The sequence below is a fragment of the Actinomadura sp. NAK00032 genome, assembly GCF_013364275.1.
In the GTDB taxonomy this organism is placed as follows: Bacteria; Actinomycetota; Actinomycetes; order Streptosporangiales; family Streptosporangiaceae; genus Spirillospora.
This window is the reverse complement of sequence record NZ_CP054932.1, coordinates 5,088,019-5,113,145: the sequence shown is the minus strand read 5'-3', so window position 1 is coordinate 5,113,145 and position 25,127 is coordinate 5,088,019. Positions and strand designations below refer to the sequence as shown.

Annotated in this window: 23 protein-coding genes and 1 pseudogene; 16 read left to right on the top strand and 8 right to left on the bottom strand. The window is 75.2% G+C overall.

Annotated elements, in window-relative coordinates; translation table 11 throughout:
* Positions 1–12: 12 nt before the first annotated feature.
* Positions 13–354, bottom strand: coding sequence for an SCP2 sterol-binding domain-containing protein (locus HUT06_RS23825; protein WP_176197764.1), 342 nt, complete (start codon positions 352–354; stop codon positions 13–15).
* 115 nt (positions 355–469) lie between these two features.
* On the opposite strand from HUT06_RS23825, the gene HUT06_RS23820 reads away from it, so the two are divergent.
* From HUT06_RS23820 to HUT06_RS23770, 11 genes and pseudogenes are all read left to right on the top strand, one after another.
* A complete protein-coding gene (locus HUT06_RS23820) occupies positions 470–766 on the top strand; it encodes a hypothetical protein (protein WP_176197763.1) in 297 nt (98 codons plus the stop codon).
* Positions 763–1,566: a TlyA family RNA methyltransferase gene (locus tag HUT06_RS23815; protein WP_176197762.1), complete on the top strand. Its 804-nt coding sequence runs from the start codon at positions 763–765 to the stop codon at positions 1,564–1,566. Before HUT06_RS23820 ends, HUT06_RS23815 begins: the two co-directional genes overlap by 4 nt.
* Positions 1,567–1,728: 162 nt before the next feature.
* Positions 1,729–2,616 (top strand): annotated as a pseudogene (locus HUT06_RS23810) (NAD kinase); the annotation flags it as partial.
* 211 nt (positions 2,617–2,827) lie between these two features.
* Entirely contained in the window at positions 2,828–4,534 is a 1,707-nt protein-coding gene (gene recN, locus HUT06_RS23805; protein WP_176197760.1) for a DNA repair protein RecN, read from the top strand.
* A 97-nt stretch (positions 4,535–4,631) separates the two neighbouring features.
* Positions 4,632–5,882 carry a putative cytokinetic ring protein SteA gene (gene steA / locus HUT06_RS23800; RefSeq protein ID WP_176197759.1) on the top strand — a complete coding sequence of 417 codons (1,251 nt, stop codon included), beginning with the start codon at positions 4,632–4,634 and terminating at the stop codon, positions 5,880–5,882.
* The gene (locus tag HUT06_RS23795) at positions 5,879–6,835 is read left to right on the top strand and encodes a copper transporter (protein WP_176197758.1); all 957 of its coding nucleotides are present in this window, start codon (positions 5,879–5,881) and stop codon (positions 6,833–6,835) included. Before steA ends, HUT06_RS23795 begins: the two co-directional genes overlap by 4 nt.
* Positions 6,836–6,839: 4 nt before the next feature.
* Complete coding sequence (locus HUT06_RS23790) at positions 6,840–7,814, top strand: hypothetical protein (RefSeq protein WP_176197757.1); 975 nt, start codon at positions 6,840–6,842, stop codon at positions 7,812–7,814.
* 35 nt (positions 7,815–7,849) lie between these two features.
* The gene (gene murJ, locus HUT06_RS23785) at positions 7,850–9,511 is read left to right on the top strand and encodes a murein biosynthesis integral membrane protein MurJ (protein WP_254715351.1); all 1,662 of its coding nucleotides are present in this window, start codon (positions 7,850–7,852) and stop codon (positions 9,509–9,511) included.
* Complete coding sequence (locus HUT06_RS23780; protein ID WP_176197756.1) at positions 9,504–10,700, top strand: glycosyltransferase family 4 protein; 1,197 nt, start codon at positions 9,504–9,506, stop codon at positions 10,698–10,700. Before murJ ends, HUT06_RS23780 begins: the two co-directional genes overlap by 8 nt.
* A gap of 232 nt (positions 10,701–10,932) precedes the next feature.
* Complete coding sequence (locus tag HUT06_RS23775; RefSeq protein ID WP_368407036.1) at positions 10,933–11,949, top strand: TerC family protein; 1,017 nt, start codon at positions 10,933–10,935, stop codon at positions 11,947–11,949.
* A gap of 75 nt (positions 11,950–12,024) precedes the next feature.
* Entirely contained in the window at positions 12,025–14,220 is a 2,196-nt protein-coding gene (locus tag HUT06_RS23770; protein WP_176197754.1) for an acyl-CoA dehydrogenase, read from the top strand.
* 5 nt (positions 14,221–14,225) lie between these two features.
* Here the strand turns inward: HUT06_RS23770 and HUT06_RS23765 are convergent, their stop codons facing one another.
* Complete coding sequence (locus HUT06_RS23765; RefSeq protein ID WP_176197753.1) at positions 14,226–14,573, bottom strand: hypothetical protein; 348 nt, start codon at positions 14,571–14,573, stop codon at positions 14,226–14,228.
* 122 nt (positions 14,574–14,695) lie between these two features.
* Between HUT06_RS23765 and HUT06_RS23760 the strand changes: the two genes are divergently transcribed.
* Genes HUT06_RS23760 through HUT06_RS23750 form a run of 3 tightly spaced genes read left to right on the top strand, consistent with a single transcriptional unit; the run spans position 14,696 to position 17,380 of the window.
* Complete coding sequence (locus HUT06_RS23760) at positions 14,696–15,121, top strand: hypothetical protein (protein WP_176197752.1); 426 nt, start codon at positions 14,696–14,698, stop codon at positions 15,119–15,121.
* Complete coding sequence (locus tag HUT06_RS23755) at positions 15,118–15,987, top strand: MoxR family ATPase (protein ID WP_176197751.1); 870 nt, start codon at positions 15,118–15,120, stop codon at positions 15,985–15,987. The genes HUT06_RS23760 and HUT06_RS23755 overlap by 4 nt, the downstream gene beginning before the upstream one ends.
* A gap of 1 nt (position 15,988) precedes the next feature.
* Entirely contained in the window at positions 15,989–17,380 is a 1,392-nt protein-coding gene (locus HUT06_RS23750) for a VWA domain-containing protein (protein WP_176197750.1), read from the top strand.
* Here HUT06_RS23750 and HUT06_RS23745 read toward each other — a convergent pair.
* On the bottom strand, positions 17,361–18,779 hold the full coding sequence (locus tag HUT06_RS23745) for an MFS transporter (protein WP_176197749.1): 1,419 nt from the start codon (positions 18,777–18,779) through the stop codon (positions 17,361–17,363). The genes HUT06_RS23750 and HUT06_RS23745 overlap by 20 nt on opposite strands.
* Positions 18,780–18,874: 95 nt before the next feature.
* Here HUT06_RS23745 and HUT06_RS23740 point away from each other — a divergent pair, with 95 nt between their 5' ends.
* Together HUT06_RS23740 and HUT06_RS23735 are read left to right on the top strand one after the other, a co-directional pair.
* A complete protein-coding gene (locus HUT06_RS23740; protein WP_176197748.1) occupies positions 18,875–19,369 on the top strand; it encodes a helix-turn-helix domain-containing protein in 495 nt (164 codons plus the stop codon).
* A 74-nt stretch (positions 19,370–19,443) separates the two neighbouring features.
* A complete protein-coding gene (locus HUT06_RS23735; protein ID WP_176197747.1) occupies positions 19,444–21,036 on the top strand; it encodes an adenylate/guanylate cyclase domain-containing protein in 1,593 nt (530 codons plus the stop codon).
* A 12-nt stretch (positions 21,037–21,048) separates the two neighbouring features.
* Here the strand turns inward: HUT06_RS23735 and HUT06_RS23730 are convergent, their stop codons facing one another.
* From HUT06_RS23730 to HUT06_RS23710, 5 genes are all read right to left on the bottom strand, one after another.
* Positions 21,049–21,798: a hypothetical protein gene (locus tag HUT06_RS23730; RefSeq protein WP_176197746.1), complete on the bottom strand. Its 750-nt coding sequence runs from the start codon at positions 21,796–21,798 to the stop codon at positions 21,049–21,051.
* A gap of 51 nt (positions 21,799–21,849) precedes the next feature.
* Positions 21,850–22,494, bottom strand: coding sequence for an MBL fold metallo-hydrolase (locus HUT06_RS23725; RefSeq protein WP_176197745.1), 645 nt, complete (start codon positions 22,492–22,494; stop codon positions 21,850–21,852).
* A complete protein-coding gene (locus HUT06_RS23720; protein WP_176197744.1) occupies positions 22,494–23,579 on the bottom strand; it encodes an S-(hydroxymethyl)mycothiol dehydrogenase in 1,086 nt (361 codons plus the stop codon). Before HUT06_RS23720 ends, HUT06_RS23725 begins: the two co-directional genes overlap by 1 nt.
* A gap of 150 nt (positions 23,580–23,729) precedes the next feature.
* Positions 23,730–24,362, bottom strand: a complete 633-nt coding sequence (locus HUT06_RS23715) for an ATP-binding protein (RefSeq protein ID WP_254715350.1) — start codon at positions 24,360–24,362, stop codon at positions 23,730–23,732.
* Positions 24,363–24,396: 34 nt separating this feature from the next.
* The gene (locus HUT06_RS23710; protein ID WP_176197743.1) at positions 24,397–25,062 is read right to left on the bottom strand and encodes an MBL fold metallo-hydrolase; all 666 of its coding nucleotides are present in this window, start codon (positions 25,060–25,062) and stop codon (positions 24,397–24,399) included.
* Between the last annotated feature and the right edge of the window lie 65 nt (positions 25,063–25,127).

Sequence of the window (25,127 nt, the reverse complement as noted above, 5' to 3'; positions counted from 1 at the left end):
GCTCCGGGCCGCCTAGAGCAGCCGCCGCAGCCGCAGCAGATCGAGGAAGCTCGCCTCGATCTTGACGCGGCCGGCCGCCCACGCCTTCGCCGGATGCAGCTCGTCGCCGGCCATGGCGACGAGGTCGTCGCTGCCCACGGTGAGGCGCACCTGCGCCGACCCCGGGTCGCCGTCGGCCTCGAACGGGTCGAGGCCGCCCGCGTGGAGCCGGGTGCGGTAGGCCAGCCCGAGGTCGGTGATGCGGCAGCTGATCGTCCGCTCCACGACGTGCTCGGCGAGCCGGTCGCCGTCCACCTCCGCCAGCCGCGCCGCGATGCGCTCCAGCGCCGCCCGGCAGTCGTCCTCGTTCGCCATGGTCAGGCCGTTCCCCCCTCGTCCGGCAACGATGTCGCTCAGGGACGGTAGCGTTCGCAATGAGCCGGAGGCGACTCGTGGCGGGCGCTCCGGGACCGTTTGGGAGGTAAAAGTGATGTCCGACGAGGCCGCGGAGGCCGCGCAGGCGCCGGAGCGGGCGCCGGAGCCGGAGCCGGAGTTCCCGGCGGCGCCGCCGCCCGACCCGACCGGCGACCCGCGCGTCGACGCCGCCGTCGCGCCCCTCGGCGGGCTGGGCGGGCTGCCCGTCGCCGAGCACGTGCGGGTCTTCGAGGACGTCCACCGCCGGCTCCAGGACCTGCTCGCGTCCGCCGGCCAGGACGAGCCGGCCCCGCCGGCCCCGGCCGCGCCGCCGCGCTCCGCCTTCCCCGACGCCCTGCGCCCCCGCCCGTGAGCGCCAGGCGCAGGCTCGACGCCGAGCTGGTCCGCCGCAAGCTGGCGCGGTCGCGCGAGCACGCCGGGCAGCTCATCGCCGACGGCCGGGTCCGGGTCGGCGGGCAGCGGGCCGCCAAGGCCGCGACGCAGGTCGAGACCGGCGCGGCGATCCTCGTCGAGGACGCCCCCGGCGGGCCCGACTACGTCTCGCGCGGCGGGCACAAGCTCGCAGGCGCGCTCAAGGCGTTCCCCGGCCTGCGGGTCGAGGGGCGCACCTGCCTCGACGCGGGCGCCTCCACCGGCGGGTTCACCGACGTCCTGCTGCGCGCGGGCGCCGCCCGCGTCTACGCGGTCGACGTCGGCTACGGGCAGATCGCCTGGTCGCTGCGCACCGACGAGCGGGTCACCGTCATGGAGCGGGTCAACATCCGCGACCTGGAACCGGGGTCGCTCGGCGACCCGCCGCCCGACCTGGTCGTCGGCGACCTGTCGTTCATCTCCCTGAAGCTCGTCCTCGGGCCGGTGCGCGCCTGCGTCGCCCCCGGCGCCGACTACGCGGTCATGGTGAAGCCGCAGTTCGAGGTCGGCAAGGACCGGGTCGGCGCGGGCGGCGTCGTCCGCGACCCGGAGCTGCGCGCCGGCGCCGTGCGGGGCGTCGCCGAGCACGCCGCGACGCTCGGCCTGGGCGTCCTCGGCGTGGCGGCCAGCCCCCTGCCCGGCCCGTCCGGCAACGTCGAGTACTTCCTGTGGCTGCGCGCCGGGGCCCCGCCGCTGGACGAGACGGCCCTCGCCAAGGCGATCGACGAGGGGCCGAAGTGAGACGAGGGCCGAAGTGAGGCGAGGGGCCGGAGTGAGCGTCGCGCCCCCGAACGTGGACCGTCCCCGGAACATGCAGAGGACGTCCGAAGCGGGAACCCCCGCGGTGGGGGTGTTCGTCCAGACGTCTGCAGGCCGCAGCGCACCGGGGAGTGGGGCGAGAGCATGAGCAAGAGGTCGGTGCTGGTGGTGGCGCACACCGGGCGGCCGGAGGCCGTCCGCAGCGCGCAGCTGGTCATCGAGCGGCTCGGCCAGGCCGGGATCGGCGTCCGCGTCCTGGACGGCGAGGCCGACCAGATCGGCTGCACGGGCGTGGAGGTCATGCCGAGCACCGCGGCGGCGGCCGACGCCGCCGAGGTCGTGATGGTCCTCGGCGGCGACGGCACGCTGCTGCGCGCCGCCGACCTGACCCGCGCGTCCGGCACGCCGCTGCTCGGCGTCAACCTCGGGCACGTCGGGTTCCTCGCCGAGGCCGAGCGCGACGACCTCGCGGCCACCGTCGACCGGGTGTGCGACCGCCGCTACGAGGTCGAGGAGCGGATGACCGTCGACGTCACCGCCCGCCGCAACGGCACGGTCATGGGCGCGACGTGGGCGCTGAACGAGGCGAGCATCGAGAAGGCCGAGCGGGAGCGGATGCTGGAGGTCGTCGCCGAGATCGACGGCCGCCCGCTGTCGAACTGGGGCTGCGACGGAGTGGTGATCGCCACCCCGACCGGCTCCACCGCCTACGCGTTCTCCGCCGGCGGCCCGGTGGTGTGGCCGGAGGTCGAGGCGATGCTGGTCGTGCCGATCAGCGCGCACTCGCTGTTCTCCCGGCCGCTGGTGGTGTCGCCGCGCTCGTCGGTGGCCGTCGAGGTGCTGCCCGGCACGCCGCGCGCGGTGCTGTGGTGCGACGGGCGCCGCACCCTCGACCTGCCGCCGGGCGCGCGGGTGGAGGTGCGCCGCGGCGCGGTCCCGGTGCGGCTCGCGCGGCTGCACCTCACCCCGTTCACCGACCGGCTGGTCACCAAGTTCGGGCTGCCCGTGACGGGCTGGCGCGGACGGGTCAGGCAGCCGTCCCGGCCGTCCCCGCCGCTGGCGGATTCGCAGGTCGCGGACGCCGGCGGGGCCGGCGGCGCGACCGCGCTCCCCGGGCCGGACGGCGCCCCGGAGGGCGGCTCCGGCGAATCGGGCGGGGGAGCGGCGGGCGGGCAGAGAGGATAATCTCCACAGGCGCCGATCGGGTTCTGTTTTGCGGAGGGTTGTGACGCCGGTGCGTCCGATGGTCGATGAGGTGCGGATCCAGGGCCTCGGGGTGATCGACGAGGCCGTGCTCGATCTGTCGCCGGGCTTCAACGTGGTCACGGGGGAGACCGGGGCGGGCAAGACCATGGTGGTCACCAGCCTCGGCCTGCTGTTCGGCGGCCGCGCCGACCCGCAGCGGGTCCGGCCGGGCGCGGGCCGCGCCACGGTCGAGGGGCGGCTGATCGTCGACCCGGGCGGCCGCGTCGTCGAGCGGGTCGAGGAGGCCGGCGGCGAGCTGGACGACGGCGCGCTGATCGTCACGCGGTCGGTGTCGGCGGAGGGCCGCTCCCGCGCGTTCCTCGGCGGCCGGTCCGTCCCGGTGAGCGTGCTGATCAACCTGGCGGACGACCTGGTCGCCGTGCACGGCCAGTCCGACCAGCAGCGGCTGCTGCAGGCCGGGCGGCAGCGCGCCGCGCTCGACCGGTACGCGGGCGGCGCGCTGACCAAGCCGATGCGCGCCTACACCAAGGCGTACCAGCGGCACCGGCAGGTCACGGCGCTGCTGGAGGAGCTGACGACCCGGGCGCGCGAGCGGGCCCAGGAGGCCGACATGCTCCGCTTCGGCCTGGAGGAGATCGAGAAGGTCGACCCGAAGGACGGCGAGGACGCCGACCTCGCCGCCGAGGAGGAGCGCCTCGGGCACGCCGACGCGCTGCGCGGCGCCGCCGACACCGCGCACGAGGCGCTGCTCGGCGACCCGGCCGCCGCGTTCGAGGCCGCGAACGTCACGAGCCTGCTCGGCCAGGCCCGCAACGCGCTGGACGCCGTCCGCGACCACGACCCGGAGCTGGCGGCGCTCGCCGACCGGCTCGCCGAGGCCGGCTACCTCGTCTCCGACGTCGGCACCGACCTCGCGTCCTACGCCGAGTCCGTGGACGCCGACCCGGCGCGGCTCGCGGCCGCCCAGGAGCGGCGCGCCGAGCTGACCGCGCTGATCCGCAAGTACGGCGGGGCGGAGGGCGCGGCCGCCGAGGTCCTGGAGTGGGCCCGCACGGCCGCGGCGCGGCTCACCGAGCTGGAGGGCGACGACGACCGCATCGAGGAGCTGCGCGCCGAGCACGCCGAGCTGGCCGAGCGGCTCGCCGCCGAGGCGGGGGAGCTGACCGCGGTCCGCACGCGCGCCGCCGAGCGGTTCTCCGGCGCCGTCACCGAGGAGCTGACGGCCCTGGCGATGCCGCACGCCCGCGTCTCCGTCACCGTCACCCCCGCCGGGGAGTACGGGCCGCACGGCGTCGACGAGGTCGAGGTGCGGCTCGCGCCGCATCCGGGCTCGCCGCCGCTCCCGCTGCACAAGGGCGCCTCCGGCGGTGAGCTGTCCCGGGTGATGCTCGCCATCGAGGTCGTGTTCGCGGGCGCCGACCCCGTCCCGACGTTCGTGTTCGACGAGGTCGACGCGGGCGTCGGCGGCAAGGCCGCGGTGGAGATCGGGCGCCGGCTGGCGCGGCTCGCCCGCAACGCGCAGGTGATCGTCGTCACGCACCTGCCGCAGGTCGCCGCGTTCGCCGACCAGCACCTGGTGGTGGAGAAGTCCGACGACGGCACCGTGACCAGCAGCGGCGTCACCGCCCTGGACCGGGAGGGCCGCGTCCGGGAGCTGTCGCGGATGCTCGCCGGCCTGGAGGACTCCGAGCTCGGCCGCGCCCACGCCGAGGAGCTGCTGGCCATGGCCGCCGACGACCGGTGACCGCCCCGGCAAACGCTACAGAGCGTGCTCGATCGGACACGCCTGGACGGTCGCGCCTTCCGGCGTCCACTGCGGCGCTCTGGCAGGATGGACGGTGATGAACGACCCGTCACCCACCGCCGAGCCCGGTGCCGACCGCGGCGCCCGGCCGGCCCTGAAGCTGCCGCGGCGCGTGCTCACGCTCGGCCGCGGCCGCGACGACGGCCGGTCCGGGGTCACCGCCGCGGCCCGGCTCGACCGCCGCACCAAGGACCTGACCAAGCGGCTGCAGCCCGGCGACGTCGCGGTGATCGACCACGTCGACCTCGACCGGGTCAGCGCCGAGGCGCTGGTGTCGTGCGAGGTCGGCGCCGTGGTGAACGTCGCGCCGAGCATCTCCGGGCGCTACCCGAACCTCGGCCCGCAGATCCTGATCGACGCCGGCATCCCGCTGGTGGACGACGTCGGGCCGGAGATCTTCACCAAGCTGCACGAGGGCGACCAGGTCCGGGTCGAGGGGCCCGCGGTGCACCGCGGCGAGGACGTGGTGGCCAAGGGCACCGAGCAGACGGCCGAGACCGTCGAGGCGGCGCTGACCGAGGCCAAGGCGGGCCTCGCGGCCCAGCTGGAGGCGTTCGTCGCCAACACGATGGAGTACGTCAAGCGCGAGCGCGACCTGCTCATCGACGGCGTCGGCGTCCCCGACGTCACCACGAGGATCGCCGGTCGGCACGCGCTCATCGTCGTCCGCGGCTACCACTACCGCGAGGACATCGCGACCCTGCGGCCCTACATCCGCGAGTACCGCCCGGTGCTGATCGGGGTGGACGGCGGCGCCGACGCGCTGCTGGAGGCCGGCTACCGCCCCGACATGATCGTCGGGGACATGGACTCGGTGTCCGACGACGCGCTCACCTGCGGTGCCGAGATCGTCGTGCACGCCTACCGGGACGGCCGCGCGCCCGGGCTGAAGCGCGTCCACGAGCTGGGGCAGGAGGCCGTCGTCTTCCCCGCCACCGCCACCAGCGAGGACATCGCGATGCTGCTCGCCGACGACAAGGGCGCCACCCTGATCGTCGCGGTCGGCACGCACGCCAACATGGTGGAGTTCCTCGACAAGGGCCGCGCCGGCATGGCCAGCACCTTCCTCACCCGGCTCCGGGTGGGCAGCAAGCTCGTCGACGCCAAGGGCGTCAGCAGGCTCTACCGCAGCAGGATCTCCACCTGGTCGCTGCTGTTCCTCGTCCTCGGCGCGTTCATCGCCATCGTCACCGCCGTCGCCATGTCCCCGGCGGGGGACGTCATCAGTCCCCTGATCGCCGACCGCTGGCACGCCTTCGTCTTCTGGCTGACCGGACTCTTCACGTGATCGATTTCCGCTACCATCTCGTCTCCATCGTCGCGATCTTCCTCGCGCTGGCGCTCGGCATCGTGCTGGGCTCCACCACCCTGTCGGACTCGGTGAGCGACACCCTGCGCCAGCAGGCCAACTCGGCGGCCAAGACCGCCCAGCAGGCCCGGCTGGCGCAGCGCGAGCTCGAGCACCAGGTGAAGGGGCAGGAGCAGTTCGCGAACGTGCTGTCGCCCCAGCTCGTCGCGAACCGGCTGAAGGACCAGTCGGTCGTGCTGATCGAGACGCCGGGCGCCGGCAACGACAGCATCGAGCGGGTCAGCGAGCTGGCGAAGAACGCGGGCGCCGCCGTCACCGGCCGCGTCACGATCCAGAAGAAGCTCCTGGACGCCGACCAGCAGACCACCGTCGACGAGCTGGCCACCCAGCTGAAGGCCGACGACGTGACCTTCCCCGCCGACGCGAGCGCCTACGACAAGGCGGGAGTGGTGCTGGCGAACGCCCTCGTCACCAAGGACCCCGCCAAGTCCGGCCGCGAGGACGCCGTCGGCGGCGCCGTCCTCAACGGCTTCAAGGAGGCCGGGTACGTCACCACCAGCGGCAAGCCGGGCCAGCACGCCACGCTCGCCGTCATGGTCGCGCCCGCCGCCCCGTACAACTACTCCGGCGGCGACGCCGCGACCAAGGGCCTGATCTCGCTGGCGACCGCCCTCGACGCGGCCGGGCGCGGTACCGTCGTCGGTGGCCCGCCGACCTCCGCGCAGGAGGGCGGGTTGATCGCGGCGCTGCGCGACTCCGACGCCGGCGACGCGGTCTCCACCGTCGACGCGGTGGACACCGCGTCCGGGCAGGTCGTGACGATCCTGGCGCTGCAGAAGGAGATCGGCGGCAAGTCCGGGCAGTACGGGACGGGCGCCGGCGCGAGCGGCTACCTGCCCTCGCCCGCGCCCACGGCGGGGAAGAACGGGTGACCTGATGAGCAGAGGCATCGCGAGGGGCGCGCGGCTCGCGGCGGGCCTGGCCCTCGGCGCGGCGGCGGCGCGCGCCGCCCATGCCGCGCTGACCCGGCGGCCGCCCGGCCTGAACGGGCTGCCGGGCGAGGAGGTCTGGGGGCGCACCAACCACCGCGGCGAGCCGGTGACGCTGCTGGAGGGGCCCGCGTTCGTCGCGGGCGCCGCCGCGGCCGGGCTCCTCGTCCCCGGCGCCGCCGGCCGGACGCGCGCCGCCGCGCTGCTCGCCGGCACCGGCTCCGGCGTCCTCGGCGGCTACGACGACCTCGCCGGGTCGGGCGCCTCCCGCGGCTTCAAGGGCCACCTCACCGCGCTCGCCCGCGGCGAGGTCACCAGCGGCGCGGTGAAGATCCTCGGCATCGGCGCGACCGGGCTGGCCGCCGCCGCGGTCGCGGGGTCGCCCGCCCCGTCCCGCACCGGGCGCGCGTTCGACACGCTCGTCAACGGCGCGATCATCGCCGGCGGCGCGAACCTGATGAACCTGTTCGACCTGCGCCCCGGCCGGGCGATCAAGGTCGGCCTGCTCGCCGGCGGCCCGCTGGCGCTGACCCGCTCCGGCTCCGCGGTCGTCGCGGCGCCGCTCGGCGCCGCCGTCGCGCTGCTCCCCGAGGACCTCGGTGAGCGCGCGATGCTCGGCGACACCGGCGCGAACGCGCTCGGCGCGCTGCTCGGCCTCGGCGCGACCCGGCTCGGGCGCGGGCCGCGCCTGGCCGTGCTGGCCGGGCTCGCCGGGCTGAACGCCGCCAGCGAGTTCGTCAGCTTCACCAAGGTCATCGCGGGCAACCCGGTGCTGAACCGCATCGACATGCTCGGCCGCCGCCCGGCCGCCGTGCCCGCCCCCGCCGCCGCGGACAAGCCCGCCACGCGGGACGCCTACCGGCCGTCCGTCCCGCCGCAGGCGGGCCCGGCGGGCGACGGCGTCGCGGCGGGCCCCGCCTAGGCCGGCCCGCCGCTCCCCGGAGAACGTCCACGCGCGTGACCCCTCCCGAAACGTCCCCGCCGGCCCGGCGGTCCCCGAGCGTGCGCCGGTTCGCCGGCGGCCTCGCGGGCGCGGCCGTCGTCATCGCCGTCCTCACGGTGCTGGCGCGGCTCGCCGGGTTCGGCCGCACCTACGCCTTCTCCCAGACCGTCACCACGTCCTGCCTGAGCCAGGCGTACTTCACCTCGACGCAGTTCCCCGGCATCGTCTACGAGATCGTCGCGGGCGGTGCGCTCGCCGGCATGGTCGTGCCGGTGCTCGCCGGGCCCGCCGAGCGCGGCGACCGCGAGCAGGTCCGCCGGATCGGGTCGGCGCTGCTCACCTGGATCGTCGTGCTGATGGTGCCGTTGTCGGCGCTGATGGCGCTCGGCGCCCGCCCGATCATGCGGGCGCTGGTCGGCGACGACCTGCAGGGCTGCTCGCCCGACGAGATCGTGGACACCGGCTCCACCATGCTCGCGATCATGTCGGCGCAGATGGTGATGTACGGGATGGCGGTCGTCCTGTACGGGCTGCTGCAGTCGCACCGCCGGTTCGCCGCGCCCGCGCTGGCGCCGCTCATGTCGAGCCTGGTGGTGATCGGCGCGTACCTCGCCTACGCGCCGCTCGGCCGCGGCTTCGAGAACGACCTCGCCGGGCTGCCGACGGACGCGATGCTGACGCTGTCGGTCGGGACGGCGCTCGGCGGCGTCGCGATGGCGGCGACCGCGGGGGTCGCGGTGTGGCGGCTGAAGCTGCGGCTGCGGCCGACGCTGCGCTTCCCGGACGGGGTGGCGCCGCGGGTGCGGCGGCTCGCGGTCGCGGGCCTCGCGACGGTCGCGGCGCAGCAGCTGTCGGCGCTGCTGGTGGTGCGGCTCAGCTCCCGGGGGACGAACGGCGCGCTCGCCAACTACCAGTACGCGTGGGCGGTCTACCTGCTGCCCTGGGCGATCCTCGCGGTGCCGATCGCGACCAGCGCGTTCCCGATGCTGTCGGCGCGGATGAGCGCGGGGGAGCAGGACCGGTTCGACGCGGTGACCGCGTCCACCACCCGCGCGGTGATCCTGGTGTCGTGCGCGGGCGCCGCCGCGCTCGCCGCCGTCGCCGTCCCGATCGCGGCGGTGTTCAACCCCGGCCATCCCGACCAGCAGGAGGTGCTGTCGCGGGCGGTGCTCGCGTTCGCGCCCGGCCTGCTCGGCTACGGGCTCGTCGCGCATCTCGGCCGCGTCCTGTACGCGTGCCACCGGGGGCGGATGGGCGCCGCCGCGGTCGCGACCGGCTGGGGGGTCGTGATGATCGCCGACGTCGCGCTGGTGCTGACGGTCGAGCGGCAGTGGGTCGTCGCCGCGTTCGGCGCCGGCAACGCCCTGGGGATGACCGTCGCCGGTGTGCTGCTGCTCGGCACGCTCGTGCGCGCGCGGGGCGCGGCGGCCGCCCGCGGCCTGCCGCGCGCGCTCGCGGCCGGGGTGCTGGGCGGCGCGGCGGGCGGCGCCGCCGGCTGCGCGGTCGCGGCGCTGCTCGGCCCCGGCGGCACCGGCGCGGCCGGCGAGCTGCGCAACGTCGGGACGGGGGCCCTCGCCGCGCTGGTCGCGGGCGCGGTGTTCCTGGCCCTCGCATTCATGATCGACGGCCGCGACCTGCGCGCCGTCCTCACCCGGAAGGTGACACGCCATGGCTGACGGCCGGGACCTGGAGGGCCTGCGCGTCGCGCTCGTCCTCGGCACGAGCGCGGGCGGCGTCGGGCGGCACGTCCGGTCGGTGGCGGCGGGCATCGCCGGCCGCGGCGCCCGGGTGCTGGTGTGCGGGCCCGCGGCGACCGAGGAGCAGTTCGGGTTCGGTGCCGCCGGGGCCCGGTTCGCCGAGGTCGACCTCGCCGACCGGCCGCGCCCGGTGCACGACGCGAGGGCGGTGGCGCGGCTGCGGTCGCTGCTGCGCGGCGCCGACGTCGTGCACGCGCACGGGCTGCGGGCGGGGGCGCTCGCGGTGGCGGCGGGAGCGCGGGTCGCGCCGGGCCCGCTGCGGTTCTCCCGGGGCGGCCCGCCGCTGGTGGTCACCCTGCACAACGCGGTCATCGCGGGCGGGCGGACGGCCGCGGTCTACGGGGCGCTGGAGCGCGTCGTCGCGCGCGGCGCCGCCCGCGTCCTCGGCGTCTCGCCCGACCTGGAGGAGCGGATGCGCTCGCTCGGCGCCCGGTCGGTGGGGCACGCGCTCGTGCCCGCCCCGGCGCCGAAGGCGCAGCCGGGCCCGGCCGCGCGCGCCGACCTGCGGGCCGAGCTCGGCGTGGGGGACCGGCCGCTGATCCTCACGGTGGGGCGGCTCGCCGCGCAGAAGGGCCTGCCCACGCTGCTGGACGCCGCCGCGGTCTGGGCGGCCCGCACCCCGCGGCCGCTGGTCGCGATCGCCGGGGACGGCCCGCTGGCCGGGGAGCTGGGCGCCCGGATCGAGGCCGAGGACCTGCCCGTCCGGCTGCTCGGCCACCGCTCCGACGTGCCCGGGCTGCTGGCGGCGTGCGACGTGGCGGTGCTGCCGAGCGTGTGGGAGGGGCAGCCGCTGATCGTCCAGGAGATCCTGCGGGCCGGGCGGCCGCTCGTCGCGACGCGGGTCGGCGGCATCCCCGGCATGGTGGGCGCCGAGCCGCGGCCCGCCGGGGGGTCGCTGCTGCAGGGGCCGGAGAGCAGGGCGGCGCTGCTGGTGCCGCCGGGCGACCCGGAGGCGCTGGAGCGCGCGGTGAGCCGGGTGCTGGACGACCCGTCGCTCGCGGCGCGGCTCGGCGCGGCCGCCGCCGAGCGCGCCGCGGCGCTGCCGGACGAGGACGACGCCGTCGAGCAGCTCGCCGGCGTCTACCGGGAGCTGGCCGCCGGGCGTTAGACGCCCGAACCGGGGACAGGGTTCGGAACGGGTTCGGAAAAAGACCGCTGAACGGGGAACCGCCCCGCCGCGGCCTGCGTTCAAGTAGGCAAATGGAGGGGAGTATCCCCGCGCGCGGTTCTCGTCAATACGGTCGGCCCATGCCGGCCCGGGTTCCGCGGCCCGCATTCTCTTCAGGGCGGGAGAGACCTCCAGCGCTCGTTCGTGTCCGCTGGAGGTGTTCACGTTGTCCGTGTCCCCCCTGGTGTGGGGCCTCACCCTCGCAGGCATCCTCGCCGTCATCGCCGCCGACCTGTTCCTGATCCACCGCAACGACACGCGGGAGTTCACCACCCGCAGGGCCGCGTTTTGGTCCACGATCTACATCGGCCTCGCCGTGGCGTTCGGCGTCGGCGTCTGGATCTTCGCCGGCGGCCGGTACGCCGGAGAGTACTTCGGCGGGTTCGTCACCGAGAAGAGCCTCAGCGTCGACAACCTGTTCGTCTTCATGGTGATCCTCGCCCGGTTCGCGGTGCCGAAGCAGGCCCAGCACACCGTGCTGATGGCGGGCATCGTGATCGCGCTGCTGCTGCGCGGCCTGTTCATCGCGGTGGGCGCCGCCGCGATCTCCACCTTCACCTGGGTGTTCTTCCTCTTCGGCGCGTTCCTCATCTGGACCGCGATCGGGCTGGTGCGCGGCGACGACGAGGACGAGTTCAAGGAGAACGCGCTGCTGCGGTGGGCCAAGCGCGTCATCCCGACCTCCGACGAGTACGACGGCGCCCGGTTCACCACCCGGCGGGGCGGCCGGCGGCTGATCACCCCGATGGCCATCGTCATGATCGCGATCGGCTCCACCGACGTGCTGTTCGCGCTCGACTCGATCCCGGCGATCTTCGGGCTGACCACCGAGCCGTACCTGGTGTTCACGGCCAACGCGTTCGCGCTGATGGGCCTCGTCCAGCTGTACTTCCTGCTCGGCGGGCTCACCGACCGGCTGGTCTACCTCGCGCACGGGCTGGCGTTCATCCTCGGCTTCATCGGGGTCAAGCTGATCTTCCACGCGCTGCACGAGTACGGTGTCGCCTGGGCACCGGAGATCCCGATCTGGCTGTCCCTCGCGGTGATCGCCGGGACGCTCACCGCCACCACCGTGGCGAGCCTCGCGGTCGGCGGCGGCAAGGCAGCCAAGGCCGGCGAGGGCGCGCCGGAGGTGGCGGCGGAAACCGGCGAGGCGGAGCGGGACGCCGCCGCGACACGCGAGAGCTGAGACCCGGCTCTCTCCCCACTGATCCGAATCCTGTTCTAGAATCTCGGTCAAAAGGGTCTGAGAGAGGGTTGACGCATGGCCATCGGGCTGACCGAGGAGCACGAGGCGCTCGCCGAATCGGTGCGCGGCTTCGCCGAGCGCAACATCCCGGCGACGGCCGTCCGGGCCGTGCTGGACGCCGACGAGGAGACCAGGCCGGGCTTCTGGCCCGCCCTGGCGGAGCAGGGCCTGCTGGGCCTGCACCTGGACGAGGAGCACGGCGGGCAGGGCTACGGCCTGCTGGAGCTGTCGGTCGTGCTGGAGGAACTGGGCCGCGCCGCCGCGCCCGGCCCGTTCCTGCCGACCGTCCTCGCCAGCGCCGTCATCGACGCCTCCAGCAACGCCAAGCTGCGCGCGGAGCTGCTGCCCGCGCTGGCCGACGGGTCCAAGACGGCCGCGGTCGCGCTGGACGGCGCGCTGACGGGCCGCAGCGAGAAGGGCTCCCTCGTGGTGTCCGGCACGTCCGGCACGGTGCTCGGCGCCGCGCTCGCCGACGTCGTCGTGCTGCCGGTCGCGGCCGACGACGGGGAGCAGTGGGTCGCGGTGGACGCCGCCGACCTCGCCGTCACCCCGGTCGCGAGCCTGGACCGGGTCCGCCGCGTCGCCGCCGTCGAGGCGTCCGGGGTGGCCGTCGCCGCCGACCGCGTCCTGGACGGCCTCACCGCCGGCCGGGTCGCCGACCTCGCCGCCGCGCTGTTCGGCGCGGAGGCGGCCGGCCTCGCCGGGTGGCTGGTGGAGACCGCCGCCGAGTACGCCAAGGTCCGCGAGCAGTTCGGCCGCCCGATCGGGCAGTTCCAGGGCGTCAAGCACAAGGCCGCCCGCAGCCTGATCGCGCTGGAGCAGGCCCGCGCCGCCGCCTGGGACGCCGCCCGCGCGCTGGACGAGGGCACCGAGGAAGCCGGGTTCGCCGCCGCGGTCTCCGCGGTGATCGCGCTCGACGCCGGCGTGCAGACCGCCCGCGACGCCATCCAGATCCTCGGCGGCATCGGGTTCACCTGGGAGCACGACGCGCACGTCTACCTGCGCCGCGCGCTCACCCTGCGGGCGCTGCTCGGCCCGTCCAAGGGCTGGGCCGCCAAGGTCGCGGAGCTGGCGCTGGGCGGCGGCCGCCGCGAGGTCGTGCTGGAGCTCGACGAGGACGCGCAGCCGCTGCGCGAGCGGGTCCGCGCCGAGATCGCCGAGCTGGCGGCGATCGAGGACAAGGACGCGCTGGCCGCCCGGATGGGCGACGAGGGCTGGACCGTCCCGCACTTCCCGAAGCCCTGGGGCCGCGAGGCCGGGCCGGTCGAGCAGATCCTCATCCAGCAGGAGCTGAAGGCCGCCAAGGTCAAGGCCCCGAACCTCGGGATCGGCGCGTGGCTGGTGCCCTCCCTCGTCCGCTACGGGTCGGACGAGCAGAAGGAGCGCTTCCTGCGCCCGACGCTGCAGGGCAAGATCGTCTGGTGCCAGCTGTTCTCCGAGCCGGGCGCGGGCTCCGACCTGGCGTCGCTGTCGATGAAGGCCGAGCGGGTCGAGGGCGGCTGGAAACTCACCGGGCAGAAGATCTGGACGTCGCTCGCCCAGCACGCCCAGTGGGGCTTCTGCATCGCCCGCACCGACGTCGACGCGCCCAAGCACGACGGGATCACCTACTTCCTCGTCGACATGAAGGCGGCGGGCGTCGACGTCCGGCCGCTGCGCGAGCTGACCGGTGACGCGCTGTTCAACGAGGTGTTCCTGGACGGCGTGTTCGTCCCGGACGAGCAGGTCGTCGGCGAGGTGGACCGGGGCTGGCAGGTCGCGCGCAACACCCTGTCCAACGAGCGGGTGTCGCTGTCGACCGGCGGCGGGCTCGGCATGGGCGTGCCCGAGCTGCTGCGGTTCTTCGCGAACCGGGAGCCCGACGCCGTCGCCGCGGCCGAGGTCGGCAGGCTCGTCGCGCAGGGCCAGTCGATCGACCTGCTCGGCCTGCGCACCACGCTCAAGCAGCTGAACGGCGTGGAGCCGGGCGCGGAGGCCAGCGTCCGCAAGCTCCTCGGCGTCCAGTTCAACCAGGACGTCGCCGACTACTGCTGGGCGGCGCAGGGCACGGCCGCCGCGACCGAGGTCCCGATGGCCGAGAGCGGCATCGTGGGGCGCGCCATGCTGTTCAGCCGCGCGATGACCATCTACGGCGGGACGACCGAGGTGCAGCTCAACATCATCGGCGAGCGCATCCTCGGCCTGCCCCGCGACGCCGAGCCCGGCAGGTAGCGCCGCTACCGGCGCGGACGGAAGGTGTAGGTGACGTTCACCAGGACGACGCCGGCGATGGCGAGGGCGAGGCCGGCCAGGCCGGCGTTGACGACGCCGATCGCGCTCAGCGGGATGGCGGCGAGCAGCGACAGCACCGCCATGGCCAGGCTGTGATCGCGCTCGCCGCCGCGCCGCGGCACCGGTGCCGGACGGGACCGGGGCCGCGGCGCGGCGGCGGCGCGCGCGTCGAAGGCCTCCTCGATGCGGTCGACGACCGTCTCCAGGAACGCCTCGTCGTAGTCGGGCCCGAGCTCGCGCCGGGCCGCCATCGCCGCGGTGAGGTCCTCGCGCGGCAGTCGTGGGGACGTCATGTCCCGGTTATAGGCGGCCGGGCGCCGGGGCCGCGTCCCCCGGCGGGGCGAACCGGCCCGTACCCCGCAGGTAGCAACCGCATTACACTGCCGCTTTCGCCCCAGACCACCCGGAGGTCCGCGTGACGCGTCGGAGCGTTCTCGCCGTCTGTGCCGTCAGTGCCGCCGCGCTCGCGCTCGGCGGGTGCGGCGGCGGGGAGAAGGACGCGGCGGAGGACGGCCCGTCCGCGGCGGCCACGACGCTGGCGCCGCTGCCGGCGGTGAAGCCGTCCGACGTCAAGCCGCTCGTCGGCCGCTGGGTCGGCACGGCCGAGGACTACTTCCAGTTCAAGGCGGACGGCAGCGGAGTGTGGGTGCGGGGCGGGCAGAAGCTGTGGAGCGGCGCCGCCATCCCGGAGGGGGACGGCAAGTTCCGGTTCTCCTGGCAGGGCGGCGATCCGCGGATGGCGTCCTACTGGGGCGTCACGCTGGAGGACAAGTCCACGCTCGTCTTCGCCGGCACCAACCAGAAGTACAAGAAGGCCGTCGCGAAGAAGGGCAAGGGATGACCGACGCGATGTTCTCCTCGCCCGCCGACGTCGAGGGCAGGCTGGCCGAGGCCGGCTACCTCGCGGACGAGGCGATCGCCACCACCGTGTACCTCGCGCAGGCGCTCGGCAAGCCGCTGCTCGTCGAGGGCCCCGCCGGGGTCGGCAAGACCGAGCTGGCGAAGGTCGTCGCGGCCTCGACCGGCGCGGAGCTGATCCGGCTGCAGTGCTACGAGGGGCTGGACGAGGCCCGCGCGCTGTACGAGTTCAACTACAAGAAGCAGCTCCTCGCCATCCAGGCGGCGCCCGCCGACCGGGCCTGGCAGGAGACCCACGACGACATCTTCTCCGAGGAGTTCCTGCTGGAGCGGCCGCTGCTGGCGGCGATCCGGCGCACCGGCCCGACCGTCCTGCTGATCGACGAGGCGGACAAGGCCGACGTCGAGGTGGAGGGCATGCTGCTGGAGGTCCTGTCGGACTTCCAGGTCACGATCCCCGAGCTCGGCACGGTCGGCGCGGTGCGGCGCCCGTTCGTGCTCATCACCTCCAACGCGGCGCGGGAGCTGTCGGAGGCGCTCAAGCGCCGCTGCCTCTACCTGCACCTGGACTACCCGTCGGCCGAGCGGGAGCGCGACATCGTGCTCGCGCAGGTGCCGGGGATCGAGGCGGAGCTGGCCGAGCAGCTCGTCCGCACGGTCGGGACGCTGCGCGACCTGGAGATCAAGAAGGCGCCGTCGATCGCCGAGACCGTCGACTGGGCGCGCACGCTGCTCGCCCTCGGCCTGGACGAGCTGGACGAGGCCGCCGTCGCGCGGACCCTCGGGGTCGTCCTCAAGCACGTCTCCGACCAGCGGCGCGCCGCGACGGAGCTGGGGCTGCGGGGCTGACATGGCATCGCTCGTCGACCGGCACACCGGGTTCGTCGCGGAGCTGCGCCGGGCCGGGCTGCCGGTGTCGGTCGCCGAGGGCCTGGACGCGGTCCGCGCCATGCAGGCGATCGACCTGCTCGACCGGGAGTCGCTGCGCGCCGCCTACGCCGCGACGGTCGTCAAGCGGCCCCAGCACCGCCCGACGTTCGACACGCTCTTCGACCTGTGGTTCCCGGCGGCGGTCGGGGACGGCGCGGCGGCGCCGCCGCGGCGCCGGGAGCGGACGCTGAACGCCGACGGGCGGCCCGTGCCGCCCGCGCTCGACCCGCTGGTGCAGGCGCGCCGGGACGAGCTGGCGGAGCTGCTGCTGTCCGGCGACGACGCGGGGCTGCGGCAGTTCGCCCGGACGGCCGTCGCCGAGTACGGGCGGACGCCGGGGCAGGAGTCGTGGTTCTCCTCCGGCGTCCTGAACGCGCTGTCGCCGGACACGCTGATGGCGCGGCTGCTGAACGCCGTCCTCGGCGGCCAGGAGCGGGGCGGGATGGCCGAGCGGGTCGCGCGCCGGACGTTCCGCGACCGCGTCACCCGGTTCCAGGACCTCGTCGGCGCGGAGGTGCGCCGCCGCATCGCCGAGGACACCGGCGTCGAGCGCACCGCCCGGATCACCGTCCGGCCGCCGCTGGAGCGGCTCGACTTCGCCGGCGCGAGCCGCGCCGAGATGGCGGCGCTGCGCCGCGAGGTGCAGCCGCTGGCCCGCCGGCTGGCGGCCCGGCTGGTGCGGCGGCAGCGGCACGGCAGGCGCGGGCGGCTGGACTTCCGCCGGACGGTCCGCGCGTCCCTGGCCAGCGGGGGAGTGCCGCTCACCACCCACCACCGGCCGCCGCGCCCGCACCGGCCCGAGCTGGTGGTGCTGTGCGACGCCAGCGACTCGGTGTCGGCGTTCGCGCACTTCACGCTGCTGCTGACGTTCGCGCTGCGCGAGCAGTTCAGCAAGGTCCGCGCGTTCGCGTTCATCGACACCACCGACGAGATCACCAAGTACTTCGCGCCGGGCAGCGACGTCGTGGACGCGATGGCCCGGCTCGCCGCCGAGGCCGACCTCGTCTGGATCACCGGCCGCTCCAACTACGGCCACGCCATCAAGGTGTTCGACGAGCGGTACGGCGACGCCGTCACGTCCAAGACGGCGCTGCTGATCCTCGGCGACGCGCGCTCCAACTACGGGGAGCTGTCGCTGCCGGTCCTGGAGTCGCTGGCCGGCCGGGCCCGGCACGCGTACTGGCTCAACCCCGAGCCGCGCGGCCGGTGGGACACCGGCGACTCCGCCGCGTCCCGCTACGGCGAGCTGGTGCCGATGTTCGAGTGCCGCAACCTGACCCAGCTCGCAGCGTTCATCGAGGAACTGGGCTGAGCGGGCCGGGGGCGGGGCGGCGGTCGCGGATGACCAGGGCGAGGGCGGCGTAGGCGAGCGCGGCGACCGCGGAGACGACCATGGCGGTGTTGGTGCCGTGCGCCAGCGCGGCCGGGTCGTGCCCGGAGCCGGTCGCGACGGCCCCGACGACCGCCACGCCCAGCGACGCCCCGATGTAGCGGGCGGTGTTGTTGGCGCCGGCGCCCATGCTGGCCCGGTCGGCGGGGACGCTCTCCACGGCGAGCCGGGCGAGCATCGCGTTGGTGAGGCCGCTCGCGACGCCGGCGACCGCGAGGCCGGGGGCGAGGCGCCACCAGTGCCCGTCCGGGGCGAGGCCGGCCATCGCGAACTCGCCGACGGCGGCGAGCGCGAACCCGCCGGCCAGCAGCCGCCGGACGGGCAGCCGCGCCGGGAGCCGGTGCGCCTGCAGCGCGACGGCGAACGACAGCGCGGACCAGATCGCGAGGACGAGCGCCGCTTCGACCGGTGACAGGCCCATCACCAGGGTCATCATCGTCGCCAGGTAGGTCATGACGCCGATCACCGCGAGCCCGGTGACGAGCGCGCCGGTCACCGACAGCAGGAACGCGGGCCGCCGGAACAGCGCCAGGTCGACCAGCGGTTCCCGGCGCCGCGCCTCGACCAGCACGAACGCGGCGAGCAGGACGGCCGCCGCGGCGAGCAGCGCGAGCACGCCCGGCGCCGTCCAGCCGGTGCGGCCCCAGGTGATCGCGGCGGTCAGCGCCGCGATGCCGAGGCTCATGGTGGCGAGGCCGGGGACGTCCACGCCGCGCGGCCGCTCGGCCCGAGACTCCTCCAGCGCGCGCGCCGCCGCGACGGCGAGCAGCACGGAGGCGGCGACCGTCGCCCAGTACCAGAGCCGCCAGCCGCCGAGCACGGTCAGCCCGGCCGCGCCTATCGGGCCGAGCGCGATGCCGAGCCCGACCATCGCGCCCCACATGCCGGTGGCCCGCGCCCGGCGCGGCCCCTGCCCGAACGAGGCGCCGATGATGCCGAGCCCGGTCACCAGCAGCGCGGCGCTGGCGGCGCCCTGCGCGATCCTTCCCGCGACGAACACCAGGGCGTTCGGGGCGAGCGCGCACGCCACGCTGGAGGCGGCGAGCGCCGCCGCGCCGGCGACGAACGTCCGCTTGCGGCCGTGGTCGTCGGCGAGGCCGCCGGCGGCGAGCAGCGCCGCAGACAGCCCGAGGCTGATCGAGCTCATCAGCCAGATCTGCGCGGTCGCGCCGGCGTGCAGGCCGCGGGCGGTGTCGGCGAGCGTCGCCGCCGGCGCGCAGTAGTTCATCAGTGCCAGCAGGGTCGCGGCGGCCGGCAGCGCCAGCGCGGCGGGCGGGCCGGACGCGCGGCGCGCCGCGCGCGGTGCGGCCAGGGTCGTCATGCGGTCTCCGATCAAGTTCAGTCAACGAACCGAATGGGGCGACCGTAGCATGCGTGGTTCGGTCAATGAACTACCTGGCGGGTAATGTGGGGCGCATGGCACTCGGCAAGGACTACGCGGCGCAGGACTGCTCGCTGGCCCGCGCGCTGGAGGTCGTGGGGGAGCGCTGGACGCTGCTGATCGTCCGGGACGCCTTCTACGGCGTGCGCCGGTTCAGCGACTTCCTCGTCCACCTCGACATCCCGCGCGCCGTGCTGTCGGCGCGCCTCCAGGCGCTCGTGGAGGCCGGCGTCCTCGCCAAGGACGACCACGACTACGTCCTCACCGAGGCGGGCAGGGAGCTGTGGCCGGTCGTCCACACGCTCGCCCGCTGGGCCGAGGACCACCTGTCCGCCGAGGCGTGCCGGGTCTTCCTGCACGCCGGCTGCGGCACCCGGATCGGGCCGGACGGGATGTGCGCCGCCTGCGGGCGGCCGGTCCGGCCCGAGGAGCTGGAGATCCACGCCGGCCCCGGCCTCCGGCGCCGCACCGATCCGGTCAGCCTGGTCCTGCGCTCGCCGCACCGGATGCTCGACCCGATCCGCACCTGAGTGAGCAATCCCTCGCCGAGATCGCGCGCTCCGGACGGGGATATGCGAGTTATGACCGGATAATCTGCACGCCCATGGAGACCGAGAAGGCGACGCCTGCGCCCCGGCCCAGGCGGATCATCTTCGGTCCCCTGTGGCGGTTCATCGACGGCGCCCCCGGCGACTCGCGCACCCGGATCGCCCGCCGCGCCCGCGTCCTCGTCACGATCGCCACCGGCCTCGCCAACCTCGGCGGCGCGCTCGTCGTGCTCGCGTTCACGGTCGTCGTCCCCGACCCCGTCGGGCACGTCTCCGAGCGGCTCCGGCTGATCAACCTGAGCGTCTTCACCGCCTACGTCGCCGCGGCCGTGCCCGTCGGCCTGCTGCTCGGCGAGCGGTTCTTCCGCCGCGTGCGCCGCCTCGTCGAGCGGCACGGCGAGCCCGACCGGCACGAGCGCGCGCTGCTGCTGTACGGGCCGCTGCGGCTGATGGCCCTGCACCTCACGCTATGGGGTATCGGGACGGTCGGCTGGGTCGTCATCAACGCCCCGTTCTCCGGCCTCCTGGCCGTCAAGCTCGGCCTGACGAGCCTGCTCGGCGGCCTCACCACCTGCACGATCGTCTACCTGCTCACCGAGCGGCTGCTGCGCCGCGCGGTGACCACCGCGCTGCGCAGCGAGGTGCCGAGCCGCACCGGGCTGCCCGGCGTCGTCGCCCGCTCGGTGCTGGCCTGGGCGCTCGGCACCGCCGTCCCGATCCTCGGGCTGATCACCCTCGCCATCGGCAGCTTCCTCATCGCGAAGATCACCGTGCGGGACTTCGCGGTCGCGGTGCTCGCGCTCGGCGGCATCGCGCTGCTCGTCGGGCTCGGCGTCACCTACACCGCCGCCCGCGCCATCGCCGACCCGGTCGAGTCGGTGCGGGCCGGCCTCGCCCGCGTGCAGCGCGGCGACCTGGACGTCGAGGTCCCCGTCTACGACGCCAGCGAGGTCGGGCTGCTGCAGGCCGGGTTCAACCACATGGCCGCCGGGCTGCGCGAGCACGAGCGGCTCCAGGACCTGTTCGGCCGGCAGGTCGGCGCGGACGTCGCGCGCGTCGCCGTCGAGCGCGGCATCGACCTCGGCGGCGAGCTGCGCGAGGTCGCGGTGATCTTCGTGGACCTGATCGGGTCCACCCGGCTCGCCGCCGACCGGCCGCCCGCCGAGGTCGTCCGGCTGCTGAACGCGTTCTTCGCCGTGGTCGTCGAGGTCATCGGCGCGCACGGCGGCTGGATCAACAAGTTCGAGGGGGACGCCGCGCTCGCGATCTTCGGGGCGCCGCTGCCGCTGGAGGGCGCCCCCGGCCGCGCGCTGGCCGCGTCCCGGGAACTGGCCGCCCGGCTGCGCGCAGACGTCCCCGACCTCGCGGCGGCCATCGGCGTCTCGGCGGGGGAGGCCGTCGCCGGGCACATCGGCGCCGAGGAGCGCTTCGAGTACACGGTGATCGGCGACCCGGTCAACGAGGCGGCCCGCCTCACCGACATGGCCAAGGGCACCGACGAGCGCGTCCTCGCGGCGGGCTCGCTCGTCGACCAGGCCGATGCGGAGGAGAAGGAGCACTGGCTCATCGGCGGCGAGGTCACGCTGCGGGGGCGGACGCAGGCCACGCGGCTCGCATCGCCCCGCCAGCCTGAGCGCGTCACCGGCTAGGAGGGGCTCCGGCTAGGAGGGGCTGAGGGTGGCGCGGTTCAGCGTCGTGTAGTACGGCGACTCCGACAGCCGCGTGTCCTTCTCCTCGCCGATGTAGACGTCGGCGTGGTTCTCGCCGCCGTAGCCGGGGCGGAACAGGTCGGTGACCGTCCAGCGGGCGTTGCGGAACGCCGCGCACACCGGGCCCTCGATCGGGCGGCCGTGCGCGTCCTCGCCGCAGCCGGTGATCGCGAACCGCTGCCCCCGCGCCAGCACCGACCTGTCGGCCGCCGCCGACGCCCACGCCTTCAGCGGACGGCCCCGCGAGTCGCGCGTGGTGTCGTCCAGCCAGAACCCGACGCTGTGCGACCAGTTCAGGTACCGGCCCCGCTGCGGCCCGGCGGTGATGCGGCCGCTGCCCTCCATCTGGACGACCTTCAGGAAGTCCTCCGGGTAGGACCCGAGCGGCTCCTTGCCGTGCGAGCAGTGGAACCGCGTGCAGCCCCGGACGGCCTTGCGCTCGCCGCGGTAGAGGCTCTCAAGCGCCGTGTAGTAGGTGGTGACGCGCCACCCGCCGGGCCGCCCGAGCGGCGACGCCGGAGCGGGCGTGCTCGGAGCGGACGTGCTCGGAGCGGGCGCGGTCGGGGCGGAGGTGGCCGGAGCGGGGGTGGCCGGAGCGGGTGCGGCGGGCGGCGGGACGTAGCCCGCCGCCCCCTCGGCGTCCTGGCCGCATCCCGCCAGCGCGCCGCACAGCATCAGCGCCGCCGGTACCGCGCGCCGCATCGCACCCTCCCGGCTCGGGACGCCCGCCCACCACCGGGGACCTTATCCCGGTCAGTGCCCGCGGGCTATCCACTCGTCCAGATGCGGGGCCTCCGCGCCGATCGTGGTGGAATCTCCGTGCCCGGTGCGGACCGTCGTCTCCGCCGGCAGCGTCAGCAGCCGCTCCCGGATCGAGGTGATGATCGTCGGGAAGTCGGAGAACGACCGGCCGGTCGCGCCCGGCCCGCCGCTGAACAGCGTGTCGCCGGAGAACACCGTGCCCAGGTCGGGGGCGTGCAGGCAGACCGCGCCGGGACTGTGCCCGGGGGTGTGCAGGACGGTCAGCTCCGTGCCCGCCACCGCGATGACCTGCCCGTCGGCGAGTTCGCCGTCGGGGTCCTCGCCGGGGTGCTTCCGCTTCCACAGCATCAGGTCGTCCGGGTGCAGCAGGATCGGCGCGCCCGTGGCGGCCTTCAGCGCGGGGGCCGCGTCGATGTGGTCGTCGTGCCCGTGCGTGGACACGATCGCCACCAGCCGGCGGCCGCCGACGGCCGCCGCGATCGCCTCGGCGTCGTGCGCGGCGTCGATGACGACCGCCTCGCTGTCGTCGCCGACGATCCAGACGTTGTTGTCGACCTCCCACGTCCCGCCGTCCAGGGAGAACGTGCCGGACGTGACGACGTGGTCGATGCGGGCGCGCGGTGAGTCCGGAGCCATCAGAGCAGCACCACCGAGCGCAGCACGTCGCCGTGGTGCATCTTCTCGAACGCCGCCTCCACGTCGCCGAGCCCGATCGTCTCGGAGACGAACGCGTCGAGGTCCAGGCGGCCCTGGAGGTAGAGGTCGATGAGCATCGGGAAGTCGCGGGAGGGCAGGCAGTCGCCGTACCAGGACGACTTCAGCGAGCCGCCGCGCCCGAACACGTCCAGCAGCGGGAGCTCCAGCTTCATCTCCGGCGTCGGCACCCCGACCAGCACCACGGTGCCGGCGAGGTCGCGCGCGTAGAACGCCTGCTCGTAGGTCTCCGGGCGGCCGACCGCCTCGACGACGACGTCCGCGCCGAACCCGCCGGTCAGCTCCCGCACCGCCTCGACGACATCCGCGTCCGCGGCGTTGACGGTGTGCGTGGCGCCGAGCCCGGACGCGGTCGCCAGCTTCCGCTCGTCCAGGTCCACCGCGATGATCTTCGCGGCGCCGGCCAGCCGGGCGCCGAGCACGGCCGCCGCGCCGACGCCGCCGCAGCCGATGACCGCGACCGTGTCGCCGCGCCCCACCTGCCCGGTGTTGATCGCCGCGCCGAGCCCGGCCATCACGCCGCAGCCGAGCAGCCCCGCCACCTCCGGCTTGGCCGCCGCGTCGACCTTCGTGCACTGCCCGGCCGCCACCAGCGTCTTGTCGGCGAACGCGCCGATCCCGAGCGCGGGCGACAGCTCGGTGCCGTCCTCAAGGGTCATCTTCTGGGCGGCGTTGTGGGTGTTGAAGCAGTACCAGGGCCGCCCCCGCAGGCACGCCCGGCACTGACCGCACACCGCCCGCCAGTTCAGCACCACGAAGTCGCCCGGCGCCACCTCGGTGACCCCGTCGCCGACCGACTCGACGATCCCGGCGGCCTCGTGCCCGAGCAGGAACGGGAAGTCGTCGTTGATCCCGCCCTCGCGGTAGTGCAGGTCGGTGTGGCACACCCCGCACGCCTGCACCTGGACGACCGCCTCCCCGGGCCCCGGGTCCGGGACGTTGATCGTCTCGATCCGCACCGGCTGCCCCTTGCCCGGTGCCACGACCCCGCGTACCTGCTGCGCCATCCCTGCCGCCTCCGTCCTCTCGATCTTCCCCGACCCTATCCGCCTCCCCACCCGACCGCCCGCACGCTTCTGCTCGGCGGAACACCACCGCGGGCATGAAGACCAAGATCGTCTGCGCGCGACGCGCGTCTGGGCGGACGCGGGCCGCCCTCAGGTGAAGTGGATGGCCTGCAGCTTGTCGGCGGCGGTGCGGTCGAGGACGGTGACGCCGGCGGCGGGCGGCGGGGGGTCGCCGCCGCGGGCGCGGTCGACGATCGGCCCCCAGCGGCGGCAGTGCCGGTTGAACGTCGCGGACGTGACCACCCGGCCCCGGGCGAACTGGCCCGCGCGGGCTGTCTCCGGGGCGACGTCGATGAGGATCAGGTGCAGCCGGCCGCCGCGCCGCCGCGCCAGCCAGGCGAACAGGTACAGGATGTGCGGCCAGGTGCCGCGGGTGTGCGCGACGACGCCGTGCCCGGCGAGGACGGCGCGTCCGATGCGCCACACGTGCGTCGCGTGGACGAGCGGGGTGCGCAGCCGCACGGGCAGGGGGCGCAGGAACCGCGCCCACCAGTTGCGGGACTGCCGCGAGTCGATCACCAGCGCGCCGCCGGCGGGCACCGGCGCCGTCTCGTCGCCGCGCAGCCCGTAGATCCGGTCGAGCAGGGTGCTCTTGCCGGCCCCCGGCAGGCCGGCGACGAGCACGAGGGAGCCCGCCGGGTAGCGCAGCGCCGGCCCCGGATCCACCTCGTGGCGTTCGTGGATGGTCGTCTCCTGGTCTCGGCCCGGTGGTGAAGGGGCCAACGAACACCCCCCACCGCTTGTTCCGGGCCGGACGTCACCATCCCCGGGCGCGCCACTCCGGGAGGGAGGGCCGCTCGCGGCCGAGCGTGGAGTCCTTGCCGTGGCCGGGATAGAACCAGGTGGCGTCGGGGAGCCGGTCGAAGACGCGCTCCTCGACGTCCGCCAGCAGCTGCTTGAACCGCGTCGGGTCGCCCCAGGTGTTGCCGACGCCGCCCGGGAAGAGGCTGTCGCCGGTGAACAGGTGCGGGCGGTCGGCCAGCTCGCCGCCCGCGTCGTACAGCAGCGCGATCGACCCCGGCGTGTGGCCGCGCAGGTGGACGACGTCGAGGGACACCCGCCCGAAGCCGATCGCGTCGCCGTGCTCGACCGGCTCGGCGACCGGTTCGGGAAGCGCGTCGGCGTCGCGGGGGTGCGCGGCGACCGGGGCGCCGGTGGCGCGCACCACCTCGCTCAGCGCCATCCAGTGGTCCTGGTGGCGGTGGGTGGTGACGACGCGGGTGAGGGGGCCGTCGCCGACCAGCTCCAGCAGCCGGGACGCCTCGTTCGCCGCGTCGATCAGCAGCCGCTCGCCCGTCGCCGTGCAGCGCAGGATGTAGGCGTTGTTGTCGTAGGGGCCGACGCTCACCTTCGTCACCGACAGCCCGGGCAGCTCCCGGACGTCGGGGCGCCCGCCGGTCTCGACGTTCCCGGTGTAGGTCATGGCGACCATCTTCCCTCATCGCGCGGCGGCGCGCGCGCCGGGCCCGCCGACGGAATGAGTCGCCA